Origin of the sequence: Citrobacter sp. Awk 2 (assembly GCF_028069815.1) — a bacterium.
Lineage (GTDB): Bacteria > Pseudomonadota > Gammaproteobacteria > Enterobacterales > Enterobacteriaceae > Citrobacter.
On the sequence record NZ_JANEWL010000002.1, the window covers coordinates 122,906 to 136,842 of the forward strand.

A 13,937-nucleotide genomic window follows, 5' to 3' on the forward strand; every position below is an offset into this window, starting at 1 on the left:
ATCGCTGCTGTGCGCCTGATTATCACTTTTCTGATGGCCTGGTGCCTCAGCCAGGGGGCGTACGCTGCGACGGCCCCCGACAGTAAACAACTCACTCAGGAACTGGAGCAGGCAAAGGCGGCGAAACCCGCTCAGCCAGAAACCGTTGAGGCGCTCCAGTCCGCGCTGAATGCTCTTGAGGAGCGGAAAGGCTCCCTTGAGCGTGCTGAACAATATCAGCAGGTTATCGATAACTTCCCCAAGCTGTCCGCCACGTTACGCGCACAGCTAAACAACCTGCGCGACGAACCGCGTAGCGTACCGACCGGCCTCACGACGGATGCATTAAACCAGGAGATCCTTCAGGTCAGCAGTCAGTTACTGGATAAAAGCCGCCAGGCTCAACAGGAGCAGGATCGCGCCAGGGAAATCGCCGACTCGTTAAGCCAGCTTCCCCAGCAACAAACCGATGCTCGCCGCCAGCTAAATGATATTGAGCGGCGCCTTGGTACAGCCAACAGTAACTCAGCGCTCAATCAAGCAATGCAGGCAGAATCCGCCAGGCTTAAAGCCCAGGTCGATGAACTGGAGCTGGCTCAGCTTTCCGCAAACAACCGTCAGGAACTGGCGCGCATGCGCTCCGAACTGGCAGAAAAACAGAGCCAACAGCTCGACGCTTACCTGCAGGCATTACGCAACCAACTCAACAGCCAGCGCCAGCGTGAAGCCGAACGTGCGCTGGAAAGCACGGAACTGTTGGCAGAAAACAGCGCAGGATTGCCGGAAGGCATCATTGACCAGTTTAAAGTTAACCGTGAGCTGTCTCAGGCGCTCAATCAGCAGGCGCAACGTATGGATCTGGTCGCCTCCCAGCAGCGTCAGGCCACCAGCCAAACGTTGCAGGTACGTCAGGCGCTGAATACGCTGCGGGAACAGTCACAATGGCTTGGCGTCTCGAATATGCTGGGAGAAGCACTGCGTGCACAAGTTTCTCGTCTGCCAGAAATGCCCAAACCCCAGCAGTTAGATACCGAAATGGCACAGCTGCGCGTACACCGCATGCGCTATGAAGATCTCCTCAACAAGCAGCCGCAATTACGTCAAATTCACCAGGCCGACGGACAACCACTAACCGCTGAGCAGAGCAGCATTCTCAACGCCCAGTTGCGCACTCAGCGTGAACTACTGAACTCACTGCTACAGGGTGGCGATACACTGATCCTCGAGCTCACTAAGCTAAAAGTCTCCAATAGCCAACTGGAAGACGCGTTGAAAGAGGTCAACGAGGCGACGCACCGTTATCTGTTCTGGACATCAGACGTCAGCCCCATCTCGCTTTCCTGGCCTGTCGACATTGTTCAGGACCTGCGCCGCCTGATCTCACTCGATACATTTAATCAGCTCGGCAAAGCCACGATCATGATGCTGACCAGCAAAGAAACGCTGCTGCCACTGTTCGGTGCACTGGTGCTGGTTGGGTTTAGCCTTTCTTCACGTAAACACTTCACCCGCTTTCTTGAACGCTCGTCAGCGCGTGTTGGTAAAGTCACCCAGGACCACTTCTGGCTCACGATACGCACGGTATTCTGGTCGATACTTGTTGCCTCACCGCTGCCAGTGCTATGGGCAACACTGGGTTACGGATTACAGGAAGCCTGGCCCTACCCGCTGGCCGTCGCGATAGGAGACGGTGTTACCGCAACGGTACCCATGCTGTGGGCGGTAATGATTTGCGCCACCTTCGCACGCCCCAACGGTCTGTTCATTGCGCACTTTGGCTGGCCGCGTAACCGTGTCGCGAAGGCCATGCACTATTACCTGATGAGTATCGGGCTGATTGTCCCGCTGATCATGGCGGTGATTATGTTTGATAACCTCAATGACCGGGAATTCTCCGCTTCATTGGGGCGCCTGTGCTTTATCCTGATTTGCGGAGCGCTAGCGATCGTAACCCTGAGCCTGAAACGCGCTGGCATACCGCTGTATCTCGACAAAGAAGGCAATGGCGACAACATGGTCAACAGCATGCTGTGGAATATGCTGATGGGTGCACCACTGATTGCTATTCTCGCAGCAGCTGTGGGCTACCTGGCAACATCACAAGCCCTGCTGGCGCGCCTGGAGACTTCGGTAGCAATCTGGTTTTTGTTACTGGTGGTCTATCACGTCATTCGCCGTTGGATGCTCATCCAACGTCGCCGTCTGGCATTCGACCGTGCCAAGCATCGACGCGCCGAAATGCTGGCGCAACGCGCGCGCGGTGAGGAAGAGCCGCCACACTCAACCAGCCTCGAAGGGGCCGTTGATGTTGACGAAAGCGAAGTGGATCTTGATGCGATCAGTGCACAATCACTGCGCCTGGTGCGCTCTATCCTGATGCTCATCGCCCTGCTTTCGGTTATCGTGCTGTGGTCAGAAATTCATTCCGCTTTCGGCTTCCTGGAAAATATCTCACTATGGGATGTCACCTCCACGGTGCAGGGCGTAGAAAGTTTAGAGCCCATTACACTGGGTGCGGTGTTAATTGCGATTCTGGTGTTTATTATCACGACGCAGTTGGTGCGAAACCTACCCGCATTGCTGGAACTGGCGTTGCTACAACACCTGGATTTAACCCCCGGTACCGGTTATGCCATCACCACTATCACCAAATATCTGCTGATGCTGATTGGCGGTTTGGTGGGTTTCTCAATGATTGGTATCGAATGGTCAAAACTGCAGTGGCTGGTAGCGGCTCTCGGTGTGGGGCTGGGCTTTGGCTTGCAGGAGATCTTCGCCAACTTTATTTCTGGCCTGATCATCCTGTTTGAAAAACCAATCCGTATTGGCGACACAGTGACCATTCGCGATCTCACCGGTAGCGTGACGAAAATTAATACCCGCGCGACCACCATCAGCGACTGGGACCGCAAAGAGATAATCGTGCCCAACAAAGCGTTCATCACCGAGCAGTTTATCAACTGGTCACTATCTGACTCGGTCACGCGTGTCGTGTTAACTATCCCGGCGCCGTCGGAAGCTAACAGCGAGGAAGTCACACAAATCCTGCTTACCGCCGCACACCGCTGTTCGCTGGTGATCGACACACCTGCTCCGGAAGTCTTCCTGGTTGACCTTCAGCAAGGGATTCAGATCTTCGAACTGCGTATCTATGCTGCGGAGATGGGACACCGTATGCCGCTGCGCCACGAGATCCACCAACTGATTCTGGCAGGCTTCCGTGAGCACGGTATTGATATGCCATTCCCGCCGTTCCAGATGCGTCTGGAAAGTCTGGGGGGTAAGCAAACGGGAAGAACGTTAAGTTCTGCGGGCAGAAGCAGTCGTCCGGCGGGAAGTTTGTAGCGCATGATCCAGGCAAGAAATGCCGGATGGCGACCCGTTGGGTCTTATCCGGCCTACGAAGATGCTTCTTTGTAGGCCGGATTAAGCAGGTCGTTTATTCCACAGCCCACTCAGGCTCATTGGACGCGCGGCGACTGTAGTTCTGATAAATCGCCATCGCCAGCAGTGAGAAGAATATCGGACCGCCAGTCATCCACAGCGCACTGTTCCAGTCTCCGGCCTCGATCACCGGCTGGATGATGGTAAATACGTTGGCAAACGTCACCACCAGTACCACCACTCCCGTTGCCAGCAACGTTGCCGCCCGGGTTTTAAAAATAACAAACGGCCTTTCCAACCCCACGCGGGATTTGAAGAACGGAAACGCCAGCGCCAAGAACAGATACGGCAACGTCATAGATACGTTCGCCATCAGCGTCAGTTTGTTATAAAACGCGGAGGCCGTATCACCGCCGAAGGAAACTAACAGAATAAACAAACTCACCAACAGGCACTGCATCCACATTGCTGTCGTTGGCATACCCATCGCATTCAGTTTGGTCATCGGTGCCGGCCACAGCGCTTTTGGTGTTCCCTGAATAATCGCTTTCAGCGGCGAGTAGCTAAGGGTAAAAAAAGCACCGGTATAGGCAAGGAACATGGAAAGCCCGGTAATACGCGCAAACCATACCCCCATCGTCGTTGCCGTCTCTGGGGAAAGGTGCAGCGCATTACCCAATGTCATGCCAAGACTTTTCATCAGGATATAAGTAATATTACCAAGGTTAACGGAACCATTACTTAATACCTGCTGCCAGTTGGTGCTAACACCCCACAAAAATATGGCCAGCGAATAACCAACTGAAATGACGATAGCGGCAAAGACAATGCCTTTTGCAAAGTTCTTTTCTGGTTTCTCCGTTTTATCGACCAGTCCACCCACGGCTTCAATTCCACCATAAGCAAAAATGGCAAATACCACGAACGACAACATTGCCAGGCCTGACTGATATCCCGGATTGGGTGAAGATGTAAAATTAATATCCTGCGCAAAGTGGCCACCTGTTAATAACAAAATAGCGACACTCACTAACAACAGAACTAAGTTAAGACACATTACGGCAATTCCGCCTACAGCCGTAATACGTGCAATCTTATTAATACCGCGAGAAGCAACACAGGTCACCACCACCATCCAGCCGACCGCAAGCAGTCCGACAACCTGGGTTGGTTCAAGCCCGGCGATACCCCAATGCTGCGTCATGTCTGCACCGAATAAGAAGGTGGAGAAAGGCACCCATACTTTTGCCGCTGTGCTAACCATCCATATCACGTAGGAGGAGAACCACATAAACGTGCCGATAAACGCGTAGCGTGGTCCAACGCTATTATTCATCCACGAATATATTCCACCCTCTTCTTTCCGATAGGCGGAACCCATTTCTGCCATCATTAAAGCGAAGGGAATAAAGAATAATAATGCAGAAAATATATACCAAGGAATCGCACTATATCCCATCAAATAAAATGCAGAGGGACTATTTGCAAATCCGAAAACTGACGTGAATATCATAAGGATGAGACCTATCAGGCTCATCTTCTTTATTGTTTGGGTCATTCAACCATCCCTTACTCTGGCAAGCGTTTAGCAAACGCCGCTCACCGATTGGCACCGCTCTCTTTGCAGAGTTCAGCAATTAAAAATCAACACAGAATTGATACCTAAACGATACCAGATATCCAGAGTCAAATTGTGGCTATTAGAGGGAAAGTGAAAAAATGTGCTACAAAGTGGCGGTTTTACCGCCACTTTGTTTTGCGAAGGGAAAACACGTTATGCGCGATCGACGGTAAAGGCGATAACGTCAGCCAGGCTATCAGCGCCCAGCGCCAGCATCACCAGACGATCAACGCCCAGCGCCACACCAGAGCAATCCGGCATCCCAACTTTCAACGCTTCAAGCAAGTTGTTGTCAATTGGCTGTTGCGGCAGGCCACGCGCTGCACGTTTACGATTATCCTGCTCAAACCGTTGCTGCTGTTCACGCGCATCGGTCAACTCATGGAAACCATTCGCCAGCTCAATACCTTTGTAATAAACCTCAAATCGCTCTGCGACCCGATGATCTTCAGTACTGATTTGTGCCAGTGACGCCTGGCTGGCCGGGAAATGGTACACAAACGTTGGTTTGTCTTTGCCAATATGCGGCTCAACACCCATTGTAAACAGCAGTTGCAGCAAGGTATCCCGGTCTTCTTCAGTATCCGCGATATTGCTGAGATCCAGCTTCGCCGCCACTTCTCGCAGTTGGGTTTTATCCGCAGACAGCGGGTCAATCTCCAGATGACGCTGGAAAGCTTGCTGGTAAGAAAGGCTTTCGGCAGGTGAACAGTCCAGCACTTGCTGCAGCAAATCATCCACTTCGTTCATCAGGCGATACATGTCGTAGTGTGGGCGATACCACTCAAGCATGGTGAACTCAGGATTATGATGGCGCCCCATTTCTTCATTACGGAAGCTGCGACATAGCTGATACACCGGGCCACATCCAGCGACCAGCAGGCGCTTCATATGGTATTCCGGGCTGGTCATTAAATAGAGGTTCATCCCCTGGGAATGACCAGGGCCAACGAAACGCGTTTCGAACGGGAACAGATGAATGTCCGTTACCGTCGCCTGACTCATGCAAGGTGTCTCAACCTCAAGCACTCCACGATCGGCAAAAAAGCGGCGAATCTCCGCTATAATTGCTGCACGTTTTAAAAGATTGGGGATGGACGCGCTCGGCTGCCAGGTTGCCGTTTCGCTCATGGTTGTTTCTCCGATTTCAGACAAGGGCACGAAGTCTACTCGTATCGTGCTAGCGAGACAAATTTCACGCGGGAATAATAAACACTGGCTGGCGGGTAAAAAAAGCAATATTGGGTGGTTTAGTAATTAAATTAATCAAATTCAATGATAATTCAGCCCTCTGATACGCTAAAAAAATCGAACACGTCAAATTTCCCTCACATCCCTAAGACTATACTATTGTACCTATAAAGGAGCAGTGGAAACGCGTTCATAACCTGTTTGAATCCGATTAAGCATCTGAATTCGGGCGGGGATGAAATAACAACAATCTGGAGGAATGTCGTGCAAACCTTTCAAGCCGATCTTGCCATTATAGGCGCCGGTGGCGCGGGATTACGTGCTGCAATTGCTGCCGCACAAGCAAATCCCAACGCTAAAATCGCACTGATCTCAAAAGTGTACCCAATGCGCAGCCATACCGTTGCTGCCGAAGGCGGCTCTGCTGCTGTCGCGCAGGATCATGACAGCTTTGACTACCATTTTCACGATACGGTAGCAGGCGGAGACTGGCTGTGTGAGCAGGATGTCGTGGATTACTTTGTCCACCACTGCCCAACTGAAATGACGCAGCTGGAACAATGGGGCTGCCCATGGAGCCGTCGTGAAGACGGTAGCGTCAACGTACGTCGCTTCGGCGGCATGAAAATCGAGCGTACCTGGTTTGCCGCGGATAAAACCGGCTTCCACATGCTGCATACGCTGTTCCAAACTTCTTTGCAGTTCCCGCAGATTCAGCGCTTTGATGAACACTTCGTTCTGGATATCCTGGTTGACGACGGTCATGCTCGCGGCCTGGTCGCCATGAACATGATGGAAGGCACCCTGGTACAAATCCGTGCTAACGCCGTCGTGATGGCAACGGGCGGTGCGGGTCGTGTTTACCGTTACAACACCAACGGCGGCATCGTAACCGGCGACGGTATGGGCATGGCGCTGAGCCACGGCGTTCCGCTGCGTGATATGGAATTCGTTCAGTATCACCCAACCGGTCTGCCTGGTTCCGGTATCCTGATGACTGAAGGCTGCCGTGGTGAAGGCGGTATTCTGGTCAACAAAAATGGCTACCGCTATCTGCAAGATTACGGCATGGGCCCGGAAACTCCGCTGGGTGAGCCGAAAAACAAATACATGGAACTCGGTCCGCGTGACAAAGTTTCTCAGGCTTTCTGGCACGAATGGCGTAAAGGCAACACCATCTCCACCCCACGTGGCGATGTCGTTCACCTCGACCTGCGTCACCTCGGCGAGAAAAAACTGCTCGAACGTTTACCGTTCATCTGCGAACTGGCGAAAGCCTACGTGGGTGTCGATCCGGTTAAAGAACCGATCCCGGTACGCCCGACCGCACACTACACCATGGGCGGTATCGAAACCGATCAGCACTGCGAAACCCGTATTAAAGGTCTGTTCGCGGTGGGTGAATGTTCCTCTGTTGGTCTGCACGGTGCTAACCGTCTGGGCTCCAACTCTCTGGCGGAACTGGTGGTCTTTGGCCGTATGGCGGGTGAGCAGGCTGCAGAACGTGCTGCAACGGCTGGCGCTGCAAACAGTGCCGCGCTCGATGCACAGGTTGCTGGCGTTGAAAAACGTCTGAAAGATCTGGTTAACCAGGAAGGTAACGAAAACTGGTCTAAGATCCGCGACGAAATGGGTCTGTCTATGGAAGAAGGTTGCGGTATCTACCGTACACCGGAACTCATGCAGAAAACCGTTGATAAGCTGGCTGAGCTGCAGGAACGCTTCAAGCGCGTACGTATCACTGATACCTCCAGCGTCTTTAACACCGACCTGCTGTACACCATTGAACTGGGTCACGGCCTGAACGTTGCCGAATGTATGGCGCACTCCGCGCTGGCACGTAAAGAATCCCGCGGCGCGCACCAGCGTCTGGATGAAGGCTGCACCGAGCGTGACGACGTTAACTTCCTCAAACATACCCTCGCCTTCCGCGATGCTGACGGCACGACTCGCCTGGAATACAGCGACGTGAAAATCACCACTCTGCCACCAGCTAAACGTGTATACGGTGGCGAAGCGGAAGCAGCCGATAAGAAGGAGAAGGCGAATGGCTGAGATGAAAAACCTGAAAGTTGAGGTGGTGCGCTATAACCCGGAAACCGATACCGCGCCGCACAGTGCTTTCTATGAAGTTCCTTATGATGAAACCACGTCTCTGCTGGATGCGTTGGGCTATATCAAAGATAACCTGGCACCGGACCTGAGCTATCGTTGGTCCTGCCGTATGGCAATCTGCGGCTCTTGCGGCATGATGGTCAACAACGTGCCGAAGCTGGCGTGCAAAACCTTCCTGCGTGATTACACCAGCGGTATGAAGGTTGAAGCATTGGGCAACTTCCCGATTGAACGCGATCTGGTCGTCGATATGACGCACTTCATCGAAAGTCTGGAAGCGATCAAGCCGTACATCATTGGTAACCCGCGTACTCCGGATCAGGGTCCAAACACCCAGACTCCGGCGCAGATGGCGAAATATCATCAGTTCTCCGGTTGCATCAACTGTGGTCTGTGTTACGCCGCGTGTCCGCAGTTCGGCCTGAACCCTGAGTTCATTGGACCGGCTGCAATTACGCTGGCGCATCGCTATAACGAAGATAGCCGCGACCACGGTAAGAAGGAGCGTATGGCTCAGTTGAACAGCCCGAACGGCGTTTGGACCTGTACTTTCGTGGGCTACTGCTCCGAAGTCTGCCCGAAACACGTCGATCCGGCTGCGGCCATTCAGCAGGGTAAAGTTGAAAGTTCAAAAGACTTTCTTATCGCTACCCTGAAACCACGCTAAGGAGTGCATGATGACGACTAAACGCAAACCCTATGTGCGGCCGATGACGTCCACCTGGTGGAAAAAGCTGCCATTTTATCGCTTTTACATGCTGCGCGAAGGCACGGCAGTTCCGGCAGTCTGGTTCAGTATTGAACTGATTTTCGGCCTGTTTGCTCTGAAGCATGGTGCTGAGTCCTGGATGGGCTTTGTCGGCTTTTTGCAAAACCCGGTGGTGGTCATCCTCAATCTGGTTGTTCTGGCTGCAGCGCTGCTGCATACCAAAACCTGGTTTGAACTGGCGCCGAAAGCCGCCAACATCATCGTAAAAGACGAAAAAATGGGGCCAGAGCCGATCATCAAAGGTCTCTGGGTAGTTACTGCGGTTGTGACCGTAGTCATACTGTATGTAGCCCTGTACTGGTAAGGAGTCCGGGATGATTAATCCAAATCCAAAACGCTCTGACGAACCTGTATTCTGGGGTCTGTTTGGTGCAGGTGGTATGTGGGGCGCAATCATTGCGCCGGTAGTGGTTCTGCTGGTTGGTATTATGCTGCCGCTGGGTCTGTTCCCGGGCGATGCGCTGAGCTATGAGCGCATTATGGCATTTGCCCAGAGCTTCATCGGACGCGCATTTCTGTTCCTGATGATCGTTCTGCCGCTGTGGTGTGGTTTACACCGTATGCACCACGCTATGCATGACCTGAAAATCCACGTGCCTGCTGGCAAATGGGTATTCTACGGCCTGGCTGCAATCCTGACCGTTGTAACAGCTATTGGTATTCTGACCATCTAAGTACATGCGTTAATTATCAGGCCCGCCATTGGCGGGCCTTTTTATTTGTGCACAACGCCGGTCAACCAGCGGGAAAAATCACGCATCGCAGGCGTCTCCGGACGGGATTGCAATCGCGTTATCCAGTAACTTCCCAAATCAATCTGCGTTAAAAATGGTTGAACGATTCGTTCCCTACTGAGTAAATGCGTGAACATTCTGACTGGCGCAATTGCCACACCGATCCCCGCCTGCGCGGCTTCCAGCATGGTGACGGACGAATCAAACACCACCACGTTGTGCGTCGGTGACGGGGGCGCCTCTCCGGCGGCCTGCATCCAAAGCGTCCATTCATCCCGCCGATACGATCGTAATAACGGAAATTTCAGGATGTCCGCAGGCGTTTGAATCTGAGAAGCCAATGTTGGCGAACACAGTGGAGACATCAACGCGCTACATAAATATTGCGCGTCGGTATCGTGCCAGGCTCCCCCTCCGTAGCGAATGGTATAATCCAGCCCTTCGGCAGCGGGATCCACGCGGTTATTATGGGTAGAAATATGCAAATCAATATGCGGGTAACTGCGCTTAAAATCGCCCAGTAGAGGAAACAGACACCCAACCGCAAAGGTCCCCACCACGCCAATTTTAAGTTTTTCCTGGGTCTGTTTGGTGGCAAAACGATCCAGCATCCCCGCCATACGATCGAAAGAGTCATTAAGTACAGGTAACAGACTTTCCCCTTCAGTCGTCAACATTAATCCACGAGAACCGCGCACAAAAAGCTGACAATTTAGCTGCTGCTCCAGCGCTTTTACATGCTGACTGATGGCAGAATGCGTCACGTTGAGCTCAATCGCGGCGCGGGTAAAACTGAGATGTCTGGCCGCGGCTTCAAAAGCCCGCAGCGAGTTAAGAGGGATATAGCTACGCGTCATCATTCGGCCTGTTAGAAAAACTTATATCTGCTGCTAAATTTAACCGTTTGTCAACACGGTGCAAATCAAACACACTGATTGCGTCTGACGGGCCCGGACACCCTTTTGCTTTTAATTACGGAACTGATTTCATGATGAAAAAATCGTTATGCTGCGCTCTGCTGCTGACAGTCTCATTCTCCACGTTTGCCGCAGCCAAAACAGAACAACAGATTGCCGATATCGTTAATCGCACCATCACCCCGTTGATGCAGGAGCAGGCTATTCCGGGTATGGCCGTTGCCGTTATCTACCAGGGAAAACCCTATTATTTCACCTGGGGTAAAGCCGATATCGCCAATAACCACCCAGTCACGCAGCAAACTCTGTTTGAGCTAGGGTCGGTCAGTAAGACGTTTAACGGCGTGTTGGGCGGCGATGCTATCGCCCGCGGCGAAATTAAGCTCAGCGATCCGGTCACGAAATACTGGCCAGAACTGACAGGCAAACAGTGGCAGGGTATCAGCCTACTGCACTTAGCCACCTATACGGCAGGCGGCCTACCGCTGCAGATCCCCGATGACGTTACAGATAAAGCCGCATTACTGCGTTTTTATCAAAACTGGCAGCCACAATGGACTCCGGGCGCTAAGCGTCTTTACGCTAACTCCAGCATTGGTCTGTTTGGCGCGCTGGCGGTGAAACCCTCAGGAATGAGTTACGAAGAGGCAATGACCAGACGCGTCCTGCAGCCATTAAAACTCACACACACCTGGATTACCGTTCCACAGAACGAGCAACGGGATTATGCCTGGGGCTATCGCGATGGTAAGCCCGTACATGTTTCGCCGGGCCAGCTTGATGCCGAAGCGTATGGTGTGAAATCCAGCATTATGGATATGGCACGCTGGATTCAGGCCAATATGGACGCCAGCCACGTACCGGAGAAAACCCTGCAGCAGGGCATCCGGCTCGCACAGTCACGTTACTGGCGCATTGGTGAGATGTACCAGGGCTTAGGCTGGGAAATGCTGAACTGGCCAGTAAAAGCAGAGACGATTATCAACGGCAGCGACAGTAAAATCGCTCTGGCGGCGCTTCCGGCCGTTGAGGTAACCCCACCAGCCCCCGCAGTAAAAACCTCCTGGGTTCATAAAACAGGTTCGACTGGCGGATTTGGTAGTTATGTAGCTTTTATTCCGGAGAAAAATCTGGGCATCGTGATGCTGGCCAATAAAAGCTACCCGAATCCTGCTCGCGTCGACGCGGCCTGGCGCATCCTTGAAAAACTGCAGTAACCGGCGTTGAGGTCCGATCCGTCGGGCCTCCTTTCTTCCACGTCTTTTCCTGCTGTCATCTACACTTAACAAAAATACAGCAAGGAATATCCCATGCGCATTCTGCCTGTCGTTGCTGCAGTCACGGCTGCATTTCTGGTAGTGGCTTGCAGTTCACCTACGCCGCCCAAAGGCGTTACTGTTGTAAACAACTTTGATGCCAAACGTTATCTTGGCACCTGGTATGAGATCGCGCGGTTCGACCACCGCTTTGAACGTGGGTTGGATAAAGTTACTGCAACCTATAGCTTGCGCGATGACGGTGGGATCAACGTCATCAACAAAGGCTACAACCCGGACCGAGGCATGTGGCAAAAAACGGAAGGCAAAGCCTATTTCACCGGCGATCCTGGACGGGCTGCTCTTAAGGTCTCGTTCTTCGGTCCCTTCTATGGCGGGTATAACGTGATTGCACTCGACCGGGAGTATCGCCATGCGCTGGTCTGTGGCCCGGATCGCGACTATCTGTGGATCCTCTCTCGCACCCCAACGATTTCAGATGAGATGAAACAGCAGATGCTTGCAGTCGCGACCCGGGAAGGGTTTGAAGTGAACAAGTTGATTTGGGTAAAACAGCCAGGCGCTTAGTGGGTGCTGAGCTTCAGGCCAATAATGCCGGCAACAATCAACCCCAGGCTGAGCAGACGCGCCGGGCTGGCTGATTCACCCAGTAGCAGAATGCCGGTAATGGCTGCCCCTACCGCGCCAATCCCGGTCCAGACGGCATAAGCTGTACCAACTGGCAGCGTTCTCATCGCCCAGGAAAGCATAGCGATACTGACGATCATCGCCGCAATGGTGATAATACTTGGCGTTAAACGGGTAAAACCGTGGGTATATTTCAGACCAATCGCCCAGACAACTTCAAGCAGGCCCGCGATAAGTAAAACGATCCAGGACATAACAGGCTCCAGAACACTATGGGGCCGTCCCCGGGTGAAAGATGCGTTTGCAGGTCGTCCCGCAAAGCGGATGTATGAAATGGCATTTTTGCCCGGGAGAAAATGAATTTCAACCTTTTTATTCATTGCTTACTTAAAGCAAGAATTAAGCCCAATTAGAGGCGTAGTTCCCGCATTTGGCTCACATTGGACTTCTCTATGATGGGGAGCTTTCTGAACTCAGGAAGCCGTTTGATCCTCTTCTGAATGCGAAAGGTTTATGCTTAAAATTTTAGTGATTGACCGGTGCCACTTCACCCGCATAGGGATAGAGGCCTTGCTTAATCATTCTGGTATGTTCAACTCTTCATTTCTGGTGTCAGGGATTAATAATCTGATGTTGGCTAAAGAGCATATTTTGCAGTGGAAGCCACATCTGGTAATCGCAGATTTATGTAGTTTTCTCAGCGATATTCACTCCAGCCCCCCTATCGCACCCTTTTTTATGAGCTGTGGCGCCATCCCGCTGATTTTACTACAATCAGGCGACCGATCGCATAACCCAATCGATCCCCCTCACTCTGCCGTTCACTCGACATTGTCCAAACACATCACGTTGCATGATCTTTCGCGCACGATCCAAAATGCACTACAGATCCGCCCCGTATTAGATACATCCAAAAATGCCACACCGCTGCTTACACCACAGGAAGAGAAGGTACTGTCGTTGTGGATGGATGGCGTTGATAACAATGCAATAGCCGCCACGCTCTGCATTCATGGTAAGACGGTGTACACCTATAAGCGAAATATCCGTATGAAGCTACACCTGGGGAACCGATTTTCACCGTTTCTCTCTCTACCTGAGAAGATGAATTAACGGTACGACTGTGCGTCGTACCGTTCATAGTTATTGCTGAGCCTTTGTCGCTGCGCCAGAAATGGCGCTACCGCCCTCAGAAATATCCTGACCTACGCCTCGCGTCGTATTACACGCCGTTAATACGGAAGAAAGTACCAACACAGAAAAGATCGCAGCAATTGTCTTCTTAACCATAACGTCTTCCTTTTCTAGCCAATATTGTTTGTG

Annotated in this window: 13 protein-coding genes; 8 read left to right on the top strand and 5 right to left on the bottom strand. The window is 52.2% G+C overall.

All coding sequences use genetic code 11. The features are described from left to right. The first annotated feature begins 9 nt into the window (after positions 1 to 9). Positions 10 to 3,324 (top strand): miniconductance mechanosensitive channel MscM, encoded by a 3,315-nt coding sequence (mscM, locus tag NNO02_RS01370; RefSeq protein ID WP_271454077.1) that lies wholly within the window; start codon positions 10 to 12, stop codon positions 3,322 to 3,324. A 94-nt stretch (positions 3,325 to 3,418) separates the two neighbouring features. Here mscM and yjeM read toward each other — a convergent pair whose 3' ends face one another. Together yjeM and epmA are read right to left on the bottom strand one after the other, a co-directional pair. Next, entirely contained in the window at positions 3,419 to 4,921 is a 1,503-nt protein-coding gene (gene yjeM / locus NNO02_RS01375) for a glutamate/gamma-aminobutyrate family transporter YjeM (protein WP_271454078.1), read from the bottom strand. 216 nt (positions 4,922 to 5,137) lie between these two features. Next, entirely contained in the window at positions 5,138 to 6,115 is a 978-nt protein-coding gene (epmA, locus tag NNO02_RS01380; protein WP_137384013.1) for an elongation factor P--(R)-beta-lysine ligase, read from the bottom strand. A gap of 324 nt (positions 6,116 to 6,439) precedes the next feature. Here epmA and frdA point away from each other — a divergent pair, with 324 nt between their 5' ends. The 4 genes from frdA to frdD are packed head-to-tail and all read left to right on the top strand — an operon-like array spanning position 6,440 to position 9,733. Beyond that, the gene (gene frdA / locus NNO02_RS01385; RefSeq protein WP_003830519.1) at positions 6,440 to 8,230 is read left to right on the top strand and encodes a fumarate reductase (quinol) flavoprotein subunit; all 1,791 of its coding nucleotides are present in this window, start codon (positions 6,440 to 6,442) and stop codon (positions 8,228 to 8,230) included. Beyond that, entirely contained in the window at positions 8,223 to 8,957 is a 735-nt protein-coding gene (gene frdB / locus NNO02_RS01390) for a fumarate reductase iron-sulfur protein (RefSeq protein WP_137384014.1), read from the top strand. The genes frdA and frdB overlap by 8 nt, the downstream gene beginning before the upstream one ends. 10 nt (positions 8,958 to 8,967) lie before the next feature. Continuing rightward, a complete protein-coding gene (frdC, locus tag NNO02_RS01395) occupies positions 8,968 to 9,363 on the top strand; it encodes a fumarate reductase subunit FrdC (protein WP_048212908.1) in 396 nt (131 codons plus the stop codon). Between the two features lie 10 nt (positions 9,364 to 9,373). Next, on the top strand, positions 9,374 to 9,733 hold the full coding sequence (frdD, locus tag NNO02_RS01400; protein ID WP_048212909.1) for a fumarate reductase subunit FrdD: 360 nt from the start codon (positions 9,374 to 9,376) through the stop codon (positions 9,731 to 9,733). A gap of 41 nt (positions 9,734 to 9,774) precedes the next feature. Here frdD and ampR read toward each other — a convergent pair whose 3' ends face one another. Beyond that, positions 9,775 to 10,650 (bottom strand): LysR family transcriptional regulator AmpR, encoded by an 876-nt coding sequence (ampR, locus tag NNO02_RS01405; RefSeq protein ID WP_271454079.1) that lies wholly within the window; start codon positions 10,648 to 10,650, stop codon positions 9,775 to 9,777. Positions 10,651 to 10,781: 131 nt separating this feature from the next. On the opposite strand from ampR, the gene blaCMY reads away from it, so the two are divergent. Further along, positions 10,782 to 11,927 carry a CMY-2 family class C beta-lactamase gene (blaCMY, locus tag NNO02_RS01410; protein ID WP_271454080.1) on the top strand — a complete coding sequence of 382 codons (1,146 nt, stop codon included), beginning with the start codon at positions 10,782 to 10,784 and terminating at the stop codon, positions 11,925 to 11,927. Positions 11,928 to 12,020: 93 nt separating this feature from the next. Continuing rightward, on the top strand, positions 12,021 to 12,554 hold the full coding sequence (locus NNO02_RS01415; protein WP_202039898.1) for a lipocalin family protein: 534 nt from the start codon (positions 12,021 to 12,023) through the stop codon (positions 12,552 to 12,554). Here NNO02_RS01415 and sugE read toward each other — a convergent pair. Continuing rightward, positions 12,551 to 12,868: a quaternary ammonium compound efflux SMR transporter SugE gene (sugE, locus tag NNO02_RS01420; RefSeq protein ID WP_000118520.1), complete on the bottom strand. Its 318-nt coding sequence runs from the start codon at positions 12,866 to 12,868 to the stop codon at positions 12,551 to 12,553. The two genes, NNO02_RS01415 and sugE, sit on opposite strands and share 4 nt — an antisense overlap. Before the next feature lie 259 nt (positions 12,869 to 13,127). Here sugE and NNO02_RS01425 point away from each other — a divergent pair, with 259 nt between their 5' ends. Beyond that, positions 13,128 to 13,727: a helix-turn-helix transcriptional regulator gene (locus NNO02_RS01425; protein ID WP_271454081.1), complete on the top strand. Its 600-nt coding sequence runs from the start codon at positions 13,128 to 13,130 to the stop codon at positions 13,725 to 13,727. Between the two features lie 30 nt (positions 13,728 to 13,757). Here NNO02_RS01425 and ecnB read toward each other — a convergent pair whose 3' ends face one another. Beyond that, positions 13,758 to 13,904 carry a lipoprotein toxin entericidin B gene (gene ecnB / locus NNO02_RS01430; protein ID WP_003025482.1) on the bottom strand — a complete coding sequence of 49 codons (147 nt, stop codon included), beginning with the start codon at positions 13,902 to 13,904 and terminating at the stop codon, positions 13,758 to 13,760. Between the last annotated feature and the right edge of the window lie 33 nt (positions 13,905 to 13,937).

Excerpts from the sequence above, each read along its gene's own strand:
- yjeM (WP_271454078.1), bottom strand. The coding sequence starts at position 4,921 with ATGACCCAAACAATAAAGAAGATGAGCCTGATAGGTCTCATCCTTATG.
- epmA (WP_137384013.1), bottom strand. The coding sequence starts at position 6,115 with ATGAGCGAAACGGCAACCTGGCAGCCGAGCGCGTCCATCCCCAATCTT.
- frdB (WP_137384014.1), top strand. The coding sequence starts at position 8,223 with ATGGCTGAGATGAAAAACCTGAAAGTTGAGGTGGTGCGCTATAACCCG.
- frdC (WP_048212908.1), top strand. The coding sequence starts at position 8,968 with ATGACGACTAAACGCAAACCCTATGTGCGGCCGATGACGTCCACCTGG.
- frdD (WP_048212909.1), top strand. The coding sequence starts at position 9,374 with ATGATTAATCCAAATCCAAAACGCTCTGACGAACCTGTATTCTGGGGT.
- ampR (WP_271454079.1), bottom strand. The coding sequence starts at position 10,650 with ATGACGCGTAGCTATATCCCTCTTAACTCGCTGCGGGCTTTTGAAGCC.
- blaCMY (WP_271454080.1), top strand. The coding sequence starts at position 10,782 with ATGATGAAAAAATCGTTATGCTGCGCTCTGCTGCTGACAGTCTCATTC.
- NNO02_RS01415 (WP_202039898.1), top strand. The coding sequence starts at position 12,021 with ATGCGCATTCTGCCTGTCGTTGCTGCAGTCACGGCTGCATTTCTGGTA.
- sugE (WP_000118520.1), bottom strand. The coding sequence starts at position 12,868 with ATGTCCTGGATCGTTTTACTTATCGCGGGCCTGCTTGAAGTTGTCTGG.
- NNO02_RS01425 (WP_271454081.1), top strand. The coding sequence starts at position 13,128 with ATGCTTAAAATTTTAGTGATTGACCGGTGCCACTTCACCCGCATAGGG.
- ecnB (WP_003025482.1), bottom strand. The coding sequence starts at position 13,904 with ATGGTTAAGAAGACAATTGCTGCGATCTTTTCTGTGTTGGTACTTTCT.